The 11,639-nt window shown below is 39.1% G+C and carries 12 protein-coding genes; 7 read left to right on the top strand and 5 right to left on the bottom strand.

Going from position 1 to position 11,639, the window contains the following annotated elements; translation table 11 throughout:
- The first annotated feature begins 460 nt into the window (after positions 1–460).
- The 3 genes from KCG35_RS22290 to KCG35_RS22280 all read left to right on the top strand — a co-directional run bounded on the left by KCG35_RS22290 (position 461) and on the right by KCG35_RS22280 (position 2,902).
- Positions 461–664 carry a hypothetical protein gene (locus KCG35_RS22290; protein WP_215822069.1) on the top strand — a complete coding sequence of 68 codons (204 nt, stop codon included), beginning with the start codon at positions 461–463 and terminating at the stop codon, positions 662–664.
- Positions 665–1,065: 401 nt separating this feature from the next.
- On the top strand, positions 1,066–2,394 hold the full coding sequence (gene brnQ / locus KCG35_RS22285) for a branched-chain amino acid transport system II carrier protein (RefSeq protein WP_215822068.1): 1,329 nt from the start codon (positions 1,066–1,068) through the stop codon (positions 2,392–2,394).
- Positions 2,395–2,635: 241 nt separating this feature from the next.
- Positions 2,636–2,902 (top strand): hypothetical protein, encoded by a 267-nt coding sequence (locus tag KCG35_RS22280; protein WP_215822067.1) that lies wholly within the window; start codon positions 2,636–2,638, stop codon positions 2,900–2,902.
- A 140-nt stretch (positions 2,903–3,042) separates the two neighbouring features.
- Here KCG35_RS22280 and KCG35_RS22275 read toward each other — a convergent pair whose 3' ends face one another.
- From KCG35_RS22275 to KCG35_RS22260, 4 genes are all read right to left on the bottom strand, one after another.
- A complete protein-coding gene (locus KCG35_RS22275; RefSeq protein ID WP_215822066.1) occupies positions 3,043–3,708 on the bottom strand; it encodes a transporter substrate-binding domain-containing protein in 666 nt (221 codons plus the stop codon).
- Between the two features lie 97 nt (positions 3,709–3,805).
- Positions 3,806–5,887 carry a Gldg family protein gene (locus KCG35_RS22270; protein WP_215822065.1) on the bottom strand — a complete coding sequence of 694 codons (2,082 nt, stop codon included), beginning with the start codon at positions 5,885–5,887 and terminating at the stop codon, positions 3,806–3,808.
- A gap of 11 nt (positions 5,888–5,898) precedes the next feature.
- On the bottom strand, positions 5,899–6,633 hold the full coding sequence (locus KCG35_RS22265; protein ID WP_215822064.1) for an ABC transporter permease subunit: 735 nt from the start codon (positions 6,631–6,633) through the stop codon (positions 5,899–5,901).
- Entirely contained in the window at positions 6,633–7,577 is a 945-nt protein-coding gene (locus KCG35_RS22260; protein WP_215822063.1) for an ABC transporter ATP-binding protein, read from the bottom strand. The genes KCG35_RS22265 and KCG35_RS22260 overlap by 1 nt, the downstream gene beginning before the upstream one ends.
- A gap of 1,120 nt (positions 7,578–8,697) precedes the next feature.
- Here KCG35_RS22260 and KCG35_RS22255 point away from each other — a divergent pair.
- Positions 8,698–9,045, top strand: a complete 348-nt coding sequence (locus KCG35_RS22255; RefSeq protein WP_215822062.1) for a hypothetical protein — start codon at positions 8,698–8,700, stop codon at positions 9,043–9,045.
- Positions 9,046–9,385: 340 nt separating this feature from the next.
- Entirely contained in the window at positions 9,386–10,195 is an 810-nt protein-coding gene (locus KCG35_RS22250; RefSeq protein WP_215822061.1) for a pentapeptide repeat-containing protein, read from the top strand.
- A 208-nt stretch (positions 10,196–10,403) separates the two neighbouring features.
- On the opposite strand, the gene KCG35_RS22245 is transcribed toward KCG35_RS22250, so the two are convergent.
- Complete coding sequence (locus KCG35_RS22245) at positions 10,404–10,565, bottom strand: hypothetical protein (protein ID WP_215822070.1); 162 nt, start codon at positions 10,563–10,565, stop codon at positions 10,404–10,406.
- Between the two features lie 88 nt (positions 10,566–10,653).
- Between KCG35_RS22245 and KCG35_RS22240 the strand changes: the two genes are divergently transcribed.
- Entirely contained in the window at positions 10,654–10,869 is a 216-nt protein-coding gene (locus KCG35_RS22240; protein ID WP_215822060.1) for a hypothetical protein, read from the top strand.
- A gap of 51 nt (positions 10,870–10,920) precedes the next feature.
- Positions 10,921–11,094: a hypothetical protein gene (locus KCG35_RS22235; RefSeq protein ID WP_215822059.1), complete on the top strand. Its 174-nt coding sequence runs from the start codon at positions 10,921–10,923 to the stop codon at positions 11,092–11,094.
- The last annotated feature ends 545 nt before the right edge of the window (positions 11,095–11,639 follow it).

Below are 11,639 nucleotides of genomic sequence, written 5' to 3'. Positions count from 1 at the left end.
ATTTTTATTATCTATCTCCAATACCTCCCCTACTATTGAATCACTATAAACAAGGAAGGATTAAAAAGACTTTTTAACTAAAGCTTACTCTTCATAAATACTGTTTACTGTCGCAAAGTAGGATGATAATTAAATGACTGCTTTAAAGTAGCACTGTTTAATTTAGTTTTAATTGCTATTTACTTTTAATAATTAGCTAGCCAAATAACACGTGATTAACTGGAAATTATTCCTTCATAAGTCTTTCATAGTCATAAATAATGCTGGAATTTTAAAATTAATGCTGATTAACTGTAAGATAGCAGCTATTAATAAACTAAAAAGAGGAAAAATAAGCCTCACATAATAACAATAAGATTAGGGCATTCTTTAAAGTGCAGTCTTTTCACAAGATGGTGTTAGCATTTCATTTAAGCGCTTGTGCAATACTGATACACCTACATGTGCCAATATCAACCTCTTGCGAAAACTGTTTTTGGATGAGCCTATACGAGAACAACAGGGATTAAGAAATGATAAAGATTATCAACTACAAGGCTTTGCTACGCTTAAAACAGTGCTTTACACTGACCTTACCCCCTATCGCCACAAAAATAGGCAGATTCCACCATTGTTTTTATTTGCTACTTGCCTATCCTGGTGGAAAATTCAGCAGGTACAATAGATACAGCTTGTGCAGACGGGTCGTTTAACTTCATGTGATGACTTATTTCATTACGAAGGGGGTTGAGCATCAAACAAAGAAGCTCAGCAACCAACATGACAAGAAGTTTACGAACAGAATGCACTGGGGTTTGCGTTAGCTAAGTTGCTTTACCCAAGTAACTCGCCGAAACAGCCTGAACAACCCACAGGCTAAGTAGTAATTGAGTGTGGCGTTACCCAGCATATTCAGTACTCTGTTTCGTAATCCTCAGTCATGGATCAGTCAATCGGGCATAGTTGGTGTGATTATCAAACGTCATTGTTGTGTAAAGACACAAAGTATGAACGTAAGGTATTTAACCAATAGCCCAAGAGCAAGTAGTCCATTAGAAACTGAACATAGATTGATAGGGTTCATCCGTGAATAGTAAGTTAAAAAGTTTCGACATTATTGCTGTCGGTTTAATGACATTTGCCCTGTTCCTGGGAGCAGGTAATTTAATTTTTCCTCCTTCATTAGGACAAATGGCTGGTACAGATTTAGCCATAGCGATCTTTGGCTTTCTCCTGACGGGTGTTGGTTTACCCCTCTTAGGACTCGTTGCTGCTGCACGGATGAATGGCGGCCTGACAGAGCTTACTCAAGACCTTCCTTTTAAAGTCTCTGTAGCCCTAGGCTTAGCCATATACTTAATTATTGGTCCCTTCTTTGCGTCACCAAGAACAGCCGTTGTAGCATTTGAGATGAGTGTAAAAAGTATTTCAGATAGTAGTGCTGCACTCCCTATTTACTCTTTTGTATATTTTGGTGCCACCTTAGCCTTAGCACTCTTTCCTGGCAAACTGGTCGACTCCATCGGTAAAATCATCACCCCTCTACTTGTTCTGGTGATTGCCGCTATAGCGCTTGGCACTGTGTTTGCGCCACAAGGCCCACTAGGCACTCCTAGTGAAACGCTAACAGCCCCCTTTTCTCATGGCTTTAAAGAAGGCTACCTCACCATGGATGCATTAGGTGGATTAGCATTTGGTATCGTTATTATCACAGCACTTAGAGATAAAGGTGTTTCTGAGCGTCGTTACCTGACGCGCTACACCATCTATGCAGGTCTAATTGCAGCCTTAGGACTATCACTAGTCTATATCTCTCTAGGCTACCTAGGTGCAACCAGCCAGTTAATTGCAAGCAATGTAACCAGTGGCGGTGAAATTATTCAAATTTACACCAATGCTATATACGGTGATGCAGGTAACATTATTCTAGGTTTAACGATTACTCTGGCTTGTTTGAGTACTGCTGTTGGTCTCATGACCGCCTGTGGTGAATACTTCCACAAAACATTCCCACAACTGTCTTATCGCGCTTATGTCATACTGTTTACCGTTTTAAGTGGTGTTATTGCTAATGTTGGCTTAAGCCAGCTAATCTCACTCTCTATCCCAGTATTGTTTTTCATTTATCCGTTGGCTATCGCCATTATCTTCTTATGCTTGATGCGTCCACGCTTTAATCGTCCACGCATCGTATTCAGCTGCACACTTTTGGCAATTCTACCTGTCAGCTTGTTTGAAGGTATAAAGGCTGCTGAAGCCAGTCTGGTCAAACCAATGATGGATGTATACACCTCTCTACCACTCCATGCCCAAGGTTTAGCTTGGGTTGTACCAGGTGTAGCTGGATTACTGATAGGCTTTATTATTAGCCATCTTATGAGATCTGATGAGCAAGTTGAGGCCGCTGCCGCATAATTTCATGTCATAATACATTTTCGGGCAATCAAGCAGCCTGCTTGATTGCCCGATCTCACCTACAGATATCACAACATATTGCCCTATATACTTTCCATCACTAAATCAGTCACCACTTTGTTATTATCTTCTGCTATATCTATTGTTTTTTAAATGAACTAACGCACATGGCAACGCTGAAGGGTTCGCTATAATCCACGACCTAATCTAGTTTAAGTGAGATCTTTTGAAAATGAACAAGATGATGAACCACATAAAATCAACTAGCTTGGCAGTATTCACCTTATTGCTGCTAGCGGGTTGTACCAAAGTCACCCAAGAAAACTTTGAAAAGATTGAAGTGGCTATGGCTTATAGTGAAGTTACTGCAGTTCTTGGTGAACCTGACAACTGTGAATCCCTATCCCTATTTAAAAACTGTTTTTGGGGTGATAATAAAAAACAAATCAGCATTAAGTTTGTCGATGACAAAGTCACATTAAAAAGCAGTAAAGGGCTTACCCCATAAACTATCCCTATAAGAGGCCATCGTGCCTCAACCCAAGGGGTATAGTGTTCAATAAACAAGATTTTATCACTTTAAATTAATCATCAATGCCTGGCAGTTCTTTTCTACCTTGCCTGCAATTTTTTTCTTAAGTGACTTTTTTACTTTTTTACTTTTTTAATTGCACAATTTAGTGCAGGTATTAATTTCTGGTGTTTTTTATTCAAGTAGTGAAAAATAATAATTTCTTGTAATGGCGGCTGCAGTACTTTTACCCCTTTGACACCTGAAAGAGCTAAATTATTTGATTCGTGAATTACCACAATATCAACTCTGTCTGCATCAAGGGCTTTAAACAATTGGGTGCCAAATGAAGCTAATAACACACGGTCTATTCCTTTCGCTCCATACTCAGCGTATTTAGCACCTCTTAAAACACCAACTCGGTAGGGTTTTAAGCTTTTCCAACCATTAACCTTAATATCAAGCATTTTCGTATAAGCAAGTACTTGCAAGCTAAACAAAGGCTCAGGCACCATCACTAGATTAGGATAAACTTTTTCCATACCAGCAATGCGCCCTCCTTCACCATCAGCCAACCCTAAATTTACAGCTTCAAGTGAGCGTTTATTAGGTAGCAGCCTCAAATCGATCGCCATATCAAGCTCAGCATAGGCACCAACTAATACTTGCGTCATCAAACGTACATGATTTTTATCCTGATCATCCAGTGTCACCAACACAAATGGTTCTGCAGCTCGTAGTTCATTCATTAATATCACGACAAAACACAAGAAAACGATCCGCCATGGTTTTACCTTAAACATGAAGGTACCTATCTTAAAAATCCTAAACTCAAATATAAAAAACCCAGCACAAAGGCTGGGTTTAAACTCACAAAATCAAACTCCATACATTAGGGGTCTACGCCAAGTGACGACGACGCTGGATAAAGTGATTACCCATTAATAATAATGTGAGTAATAAGGGAATAGATAAGATATTAAGCAGTTTAATCAAAGTACCCAGATCTTCAATATCCTGCCCTAGCTGATGTTGCACTTCTCGTAAGTCTTTACGGATACGTAACTTCTCAGCTTGGAACTGTTCTAATGCCTGCTTTTGCTCTGGGCTTAAGGTGAGTTTTTCTTCTCCATCCTTTGAGGATTGCAACTCAGATAATTTACTTTCTGTTTCTTCTAGCTGTTTCTGCAACTCACGTTCTTTTTCACGGAATTTATCTTCCGCTTCACGCTCAATGGCATCAACCAGATCAAACGGACGGGAAAACTGGCCACGGCCACGGATACTGATTAAGTCTGCATTACCGAGCATATTATCAACTGAGTTGATAAACAAATCGCCATTACCCGCAAAAGGTTGTGCAAATGTTTGTCCAAAAAACTGACGGACACTCACCCATAATGGATCACCTAATACATCAGTATCAGCAATAACCACCACGTTAATGTCACCTTTTGAAGCTGTTAATGGATCAGGGAATAAAACTTCTTCCTCTTTATCTTCTGCTTCCTCCTGCCCTTTAGCTTCATCTATTGTATTAGCCTTAGCATTTGCGTCAACAGCAGCGACTTCTTCAGTTTTTGGCTCATCTGCTTTGGCTTTTTCATCAACTGACGTATTTTCACCTGCCGCGTTATCATCTGCCTTAGCTGCTGTTTCACTTTCTGCTTCACCCGTTGCATCAGCATTTGCTTGGTCCGCCTCATCCTGCTCTTCTTTTTTCTCTGGCGGTCCATCAGGAAATGCTGTTTTGACAGAGCCTTGAATGCGTGCAGCAACAGTATAGTGTTCACCTGTTGGTTTAAAGTCATTAAACAAGGTGCTTGGATTCTGCAGAAAAGCAAACTTACTCGCCTCAATCAACATGGCCTGATCACTGGATTGGATCAAGGGTGTAAATGTTGTTGTTGCACCTTCGATAGGTTCTAAGGCACCCGCTGTTGCAAAATTAATGACTTCCAAATCAGCCATGACTACTTCGTCTTTGGCAAAGTTTTCTTTGCCATAACCAACAATACCTAAGTGACGAGCAGGACGCTGACCTTGACCCTGACTGATTGATAGCGCATGTTTTGCATCCCCTACGACTTTATTTTTGGTCATGGTTAATCCCCATGCCTTAAATAAAGCTTCCAGGTTAGAGGCTTTAGGACCAAAGGCCATCATACCGCCCCCTCCAGTATCCTGGCTGGCAACAGGGTCAACAAATATCAACGCATTGCCACCTTCCAGCACATACTGGTCAATGGCATATTGCGCATCATCAGAAATATCCTTGGGGTGAATAACAATCAGCAAATCAACATCATCATTGATTTTATTAAAATCGAGCCCCAACCTCTCAACGTTAAATAGCATATCTAACTGGGAAACCGCGACCCAAGGTTGTGAAGGCTGACGTGTCATGGGGTTAAAGCCACCATCCACCTGAAGACCTGCGACCAGCGCCAGTTTCGGCTTTTCTTTTTGGCTGGCCGCATAAATCAGTTTACTGATGTCATACTCAAGAAATTCTTCTTTATCCAGCTGGAAAAACTCAATCACTTCCTGGTTACCTGAATCACCTGTAGCCGCTAAACCAAAGTAAACTTCAGGTCCACCGGCACTGGTTGGTATTGCTTGCAACCCATATTCTGCAGCTTTATCTTCAGCTTCAGAAAAGGGCTCAGGATCGATAATCTCAAAGTTAAGATTATCACCAGCGATAAGCGAATATTCTTCCAATAATTCACGTACTCGCTTAGCGTAACTACGTAGTCGTGGCAAGTCCTTAGTTAGCTTATTAGAGAAAAACAATTCCAACTTAACAGGCTGCTGTAAATTACGCAGCATATTATGTGTACCATCAGATAGCGTATATAAATTATCTTCGGTTAAATCTGCCCGCCAGTTTTTGATCACATTATTTATCAACAATACCAACAGTAATACTGATATTGCCAAAATCAATAAACCTGCCCGAGAAAAGAGTTTCCTGGTCATTTTCCCACTCCTTAATCTGCTTTTTTCATATCAATAATGACTGCGGTTGCAAATAACCAGGCGGCAATCATAATCAGGAAATACATCAAGTCACGTAAATCGAGCACACCTTTACTAATTGCAGTAAAGTGCGTCAGAAAGCTTAAAGACGCAATCGTATCAAGCAGTACAGTTGGTGCCCAAGACTGGAAAAAGTCCAGTACTAAAGCTGAACCCGCAACCACAAAGATAAAACACACGACAACTGTGAGAATAAAAGCAATCACCTGATTGCTTGTCAGTGCTGACATACAGGAGCCAATCGCCAGGAAGGCACCCGCCATCAACCAACTACCTAAATAGCTGGCAATAATGACACCATTATCAGGGTTACCCAGTACATTCACCGTGATCCAAATTGGAAATGTCAGTGCCAAAGCAATGCCAGTAAATGCCCATGCTGCTAAAAATTTAGCCAACACCGCATCACGCAATGTAATAGGTAATGTTAACAACAGTTCCAGCGTGCCAGACTTACGTTCTTCTGCCCATAACCGCATGGCAATGGCAGGTATTAAAAATAAATACAACCAAGGGTGAAAATCAAAAAAGGGCAACAAGTCAGCTTGTCGTCGCTCATAAAAGCCACCAATGTAAAAGGTAAAAACACTGGTGAGCAATAAAAAAATCACAATAAAAATATACGCCAATGGCGTGGCAAAATAACTGCCTAGTTCACGTCTAAAAATAATGCCTACTTTGCCCATCAGGCAACCTCCTCTGCCCGTGACTCTTTCATGGTGACATTGCGAAAGACATCATCAAGCCGACCACGTTCTACAAAGAGCTGTTCAACTACCCAATCTTTATCCTGAATAAGTTTATTCACACCAGGGAAAACTTCAGCACCTGACTTAGGAATCAGCGTAAATCGCTTGGTGCTTTCCGGACTGACCTCAACTTCTGCCACTGCATCTAACGCAGTAAGATCATCCAACACATCATTAGCAGTATCCACCTGCAATGTGACAGCGTGGTGATAGCGCGAGCGGGCTTCCAGCTCAGCGGGCTTACCATCTGCAACCAGCTCACCTTTGGCAATAATAATGGCCCGATTACATACAGCACTCACCTCTTCCAAGATATGTGTCGAAATAATAACAATTTTATCTTTGGATAAATTTCGAATCAGGTTACGCACTTGATGCTTTTGGTTTGGGTCCAGTCCATCAGTAGGTTCATCAAGAATCAATACTTTCGGATCATGCAGTATCGCTTGAGCAATACCAACCCTACGTTTAAAACCTTTGGATAAGTTTTCAATACGACGGGTAAACACACTGTGTAAAGCCAGGTCGTCAACGACTTTATCAATACGCTGCTGAAGTTCCTTGCCTTTAAACCCACGAATTTCACCAATAAAACGTAAGTACTGCAGTGTCGTCATATCAGCATAAGCTGGTGCCCCCTCAGGCAAGTAGCCAATTAATTGCTTAGCGGCTAATGGGTCTTTAACAACATCATGTTCAAAGACGGATATAGCGCCATTAGTGGGCGTTAAAAAGCCGCAAATCATTTTCATAGTCGTCGATTTCCCTGCGCCATTAGGCCCCAAAAAGCCCAATACTTCTCCAGAGGTTACCGAGAATGAAATATCTTTAACTGCCTCAAAGTAGTCAAAGTTTTTGCTAAGGTGCTCGATCTTTATCATAAGCTTGCAACTTGTCTTGTAATAAACAGTTCGATTCCTTACAGGCGGAACCTAATATGTTGGCTAAGATAATTTTTTCAAGTAACACATATTGTTCAAAAATTAGTAAATCTCACGCTGATTCCATCAGAATCACAATAGTTGAAGGCCGCAGCAGAGAAGAAATTATAGCCTTTCTTATACCCATCACTATAGGTATAGAAGGCTAATAGACATAAAGAGTTTTCCTTCTCTTTACTGAAAGATTAAGCCTCAAAGCGCTAATGAGATAGACACTTTACCGGTCAAATAGTGACACTTTAACAAAAGCGTCCCAAAACGGGTCTCATAAACGCTCCAGTATAGACCGTTAACATTTTAGATTTCTCCCTCACAAATGTCATATTCACCTTGCGAAAAGGTAAACCACACTTCAAAGTTAGCCATATGATCGTTATGGTTTCTGTTAGATTAGTGTTTTTCAATATTATTATGACCAGCAAGTCCAAAAATTACGAATGAAAGCCACAATAGGAATTGCTGACTTTCATAGACAGACCAGTAACAACCATACACGTCATATGCAGTAAGTGAGAGGGCCATACCTAACTCAGGGGAATTGCATATAAAACATAGTTCGTAATGAATATAGATTGTGCCAATGCAATGCATGAATTCATTTGCTCCTCCCGCAGCAGAAGACCATCCTTGGTCTCTACTGCTAACGGTGCTCCCTGCACCTGTTTCACAAACAAATTCAAGCACTGCAAACCCACATTTTGCTATACCTCAATCATGATTAAATGAACTTCTGTAGTATTTCAATGTACATCAGTGGTAGATAAAGTCTGAATAATGCTCATCGAACTGTTTGCCGCAAGGATGCGGCAGCCAAGCCTCCAGGGAAGGATTCACGACGTGTTCGAAGGGCATTATGCCCACTTTGAACAAAGGTGCTTTAGAAAATGGCTTTTATAAAGGTAAAGTTATATGCGATTGCCCTAGAGTTTCCCCCTGTATCTACCCGGCCTTAGTGACGTTTATTAATAGTTATGCTCAATACAAATGACGCAAAAGAAAATACATAAGTGGTTTATAAATCCGCGATCTGTTTAAATATGAAGATCCAATTGAAAAATGGATGCTTGATTTGATTAACAATCTACCTACGGATTTGGGAAGAAAGGGAGCAAAATTCACTACCGTATCTATGCTGAAAGAAGGATTTAATATTTATCTTTCGTATGAGCAAGATCCTTATTGGGGAGTAAAATCACTTGTTGAATACATTATAGATGAAGAGGTTCCTATTCCAGATGATATTTTGAGTAAAATGCAAGAGATAGCAGAAGGGGAAACTAAAAAAAGATTGAAAGAAATAGAAAATAGTAGTTGGCGTAAGTTCTCATTAAAAAACCACATCGCTACATTAGTAAAAATCAATAAAAAAATAGCCGACAATCCTACTCACCAGCAAAAAAACAATTAATTTAGTTTTAAGACTTTTTCCAAGGCCGCTAGTACCCACTAGCAAAACCAAAGTAAATTTTATCTTAAAATACTTTTCTACACCTCCACACCCTATAACTAAATACTAAGACATTTGCTACCTTTATTAATTAACCCACCTTTTCAGTTTAGGTATTGAATTAGTTATAAAAATTTGACTCTTGCAGAAAACACTACACTTCGTGTCTAATGGGGCTGTTAAGTTACATTCAGGTTTAGTATAAAGCCCCATCCTTCAAGGTGTATAAAATATCAACCCATCTATACCCACAGTGAAGGGTATAAGTCGATCACTTGAGGGATTATGAAGGACAAGGATTATGTTAACTAATAAATCAGCTTTAGTCTTTTTTAGTTTGTTAGGCTTATCATCACTTGCAAGTGCCTACGATAAAATATGCTACGAAAATGCTATTAACAGCGTTAAAAATCTTTCAAAATGCGATCTTAGTGATGCAGATTTAACTCAAGGAAACAGCATCCCCCGTAAGGATTACAACAATGTAGCGTTGACTCACGCAAATCTAAGTAATGCCAATCTCTATGGAGTTTATTTGAATGATGCAGACCTCAGATTTGCCGATATGAAGGGGGTAATTCTATATTATGCAGAAGTTCAAGACACCAATATGTCTTTTGCTAATTTAGAAGGTTCGACATTAAATGTAGTAAACCTTTCAAGCGCCAAGTTAATTCAAGCAAACCTATCAAATAGCATTTTAACGGGTGCCACCTTGCATTTTGCTGACTTTTCCGCAGCTAACTTACAAGGTGCTAACTTAAATTACACAATGATGGCGAAAGCAAACTTTAAGTATGCAGATTTTAGCCATGCTTCCATTGAAGGGGCGGAAATAGGCTCATCAAATTATAGTTATGCAAATTTCAGCAATGCCAATATGAGATATGCCCAATTAATAGAATCTGATTTTAGCTATGCCAATTTATCGAATGCTAATTTATCTTCTACAGATTTTCGTGGTGCTAACTTAACGTCTGCAAATCTTAAAGGGGCTAATTTAGATCTGGCAAACTTTTGTGGTGCAACCTGGGTGGATGGAGAACTGTGCTATGAGGGGTCGATTGGTTTTTGTCTAAAGGAAGGTTCAGATCCTAGGACGTGTAACTAAGTAGTCTTATATTTCACTTTAGAAAGATATTTGTCTAATAGCTCTAAAATAACCTTAAAAACACTGCTATTGACTCTTAACAGGCTTGTATAGATAAATATTTTATAGTGCTAATGTCTTGATCCTAATGACGCAATCACGCAGTTTATAGGTAAGCTTCTACTGAGGCTTACCTTTTTTTAGTTTTGATATTAATACATCAAAAGACCTATCGGCGATAAACAGCTTCAATGTTATTCCCATCAGGATCATAAAGAAAAGCAGCATAGTAGCCTGGTGCATATTTTAAGGCGGAGGCCTGGCTTACCATTAAATTCATTGACTGCTTTGAAAGCAATATGGAAACAGGTTGTGGGAGAACCTTTCTCAATCAAAAAGCACTGCTTCAGTCAAGCTGGTGCCATTTTTGCTGATTTAGCTATACTTCCTTGTAAAGATTGTACTTGAAGGGGTAAAAGATGGCTTTATTTGATATTGAGCTTGTGGATGCAAAAGATGAGTATAAAGCCATTGATGGGTTCCTTCATGAAAGCTTTTATGACGTAGAAATTATTGATGAGTCAGGTCAATGGACTGTTTATGCAGAAATAAACTTTGAAGAAGCTGTTGATATGATTCGTAAGAAATTTCCTCACCTGAATGACAATCAACTAGTGATAAAGAATTTAGAATAATTTCTATTTTACATAGCTTTAAGCTAATTTATGTAAAGCAGGCTAGTCCACATGGGCAATAAAAATAGAGTCTGGATCTGGATAGGTGTGGTTATTTTTGTTGTAATAGTTGCAGCAATAGCACTCTTCCTATATATTACTGATTTTATTGTTAAAATAGCAGGCGCTATTATTGAGATTTTATGGCTGCGGATTAGAGCTTTATTTGGCACTCCTATAAAGTAGCAATGTAATTACATAAGCCTTAAAGAATACTACTTAATGGATTTAAAAAATTATTTAGTTCCTATTCGCAATCTTCCCGCATTTAATTTACCTATAATAATTAAAGTAAATCCTAGAATAAAGATTTAATCTGACACTCAGAAAATATAATCACGCATAGACTTATTAACCAATATAGTTACATTGTACAATTCAGATAGAGTGTATACCTATTACCTATCAGCGTAATATTCAATAATAATTTATATACCCATAATGAAGTTTTTTTAGGATCAGCCATCAGGTGCTGAAGCCCCAAGAGCTTATATTAATAAGTGTCTAGGACGAAGAACGCGGACAACAAGCCCTAAAAATTATTCATGAAGAGTATAGTAAAGGATAAATAATGCTTTCAAGATAAACTTTAGGTAAGCTATATTCAACAATTGTTTTATTAAGGATACAATATGGAGTTTGATCATATTTTTATCTGTGTGAGTCCTGGAGCACCAGAGGCTGAGGAACTAAAAGCCTTTGGTTTAACAGAAGGCACATCGAATAAACAC

Source organism: Zooshikella harenae, from assembly GCF_018837975.1.
GTDB classification, from domain to species: domain Bacteria; phylum Pseudomonadota; class Gammaproteobacteria; order Pseudomonadales; family Zooshikellaceae; genus Zooshikella; species Zooshikella harenae.
This window is presented reverse-complemented; position numbering and strand designations above follow the sequence as displayed.

Excerpts from the sequence above, each read along its gene's own strand:
- KCG35_RS22280 (WP_215822067.1), top strand. The coding sequence starts at position 2,636 with ATGATGAACCACATAAAATCAACTAGCTTGGCAGTATTCACCTTATTG.
- KCG35_RS22275 (WP_215822066.1), bottom strand. The coding sequence starts at position 3,708 with ATGTTTAAGGTAAAACCATGGCGGATCGTTTTCTTGTGTTTTGTCGTG.
- KCG35_RS22270 (WP_215822065.1), bottom strand. The coding sequence starts at position 5,887 with ATGACCAGGAAACTCTTTTCTCGGGCAGGTTTATTGATTTTGGCAATA.
- KCG35_RS22265 (WP_215822064.1), bottom strand. The coding sequence starts at position 6,633 with ATGGGCAAAGTAGGCATTATTTTTAGACGTGAACTAGGCAGTTATTTT.
- KCG35_RS22260 (WP_215822063.1), bottom strand. The coding sequence starts at position 7,577 with ATGATAAAGATCGAGCACCTTAGCAAAAACTTTGACTACTTTGAGGCA.
- KCG35_RS22255 (WP_215822062.1), top strand. The coding sequence starts at position 8,698 with ATGCTTGATTTGATTAACAATCTACCTACGGATTTGGGAAGAAAGGGA.
- KCG35_RS22250 (WP_215822061.1), top strand. The coding sequence starts at position 9,386 with ATGTTAACTAATAAATCAGCTTTAGTCTTTTTTAGTTTGTTAGGCTTA.
- KCG35_RS22240 (WP_215822060.1), top strand. The coding sequence starts at position 10,654 with ATGGCTTTATTTGATATTGAGCTTGTGGATGCAAAAGATGAGTATAAA.
- KCG35_RS22235 (WP_215822059.1), top strand. The coding sequence starts at position 10,921 with ATGGGCAATAAAAATAGAGTCTGGATCTGGATAGGTGTGGTTATTTTT.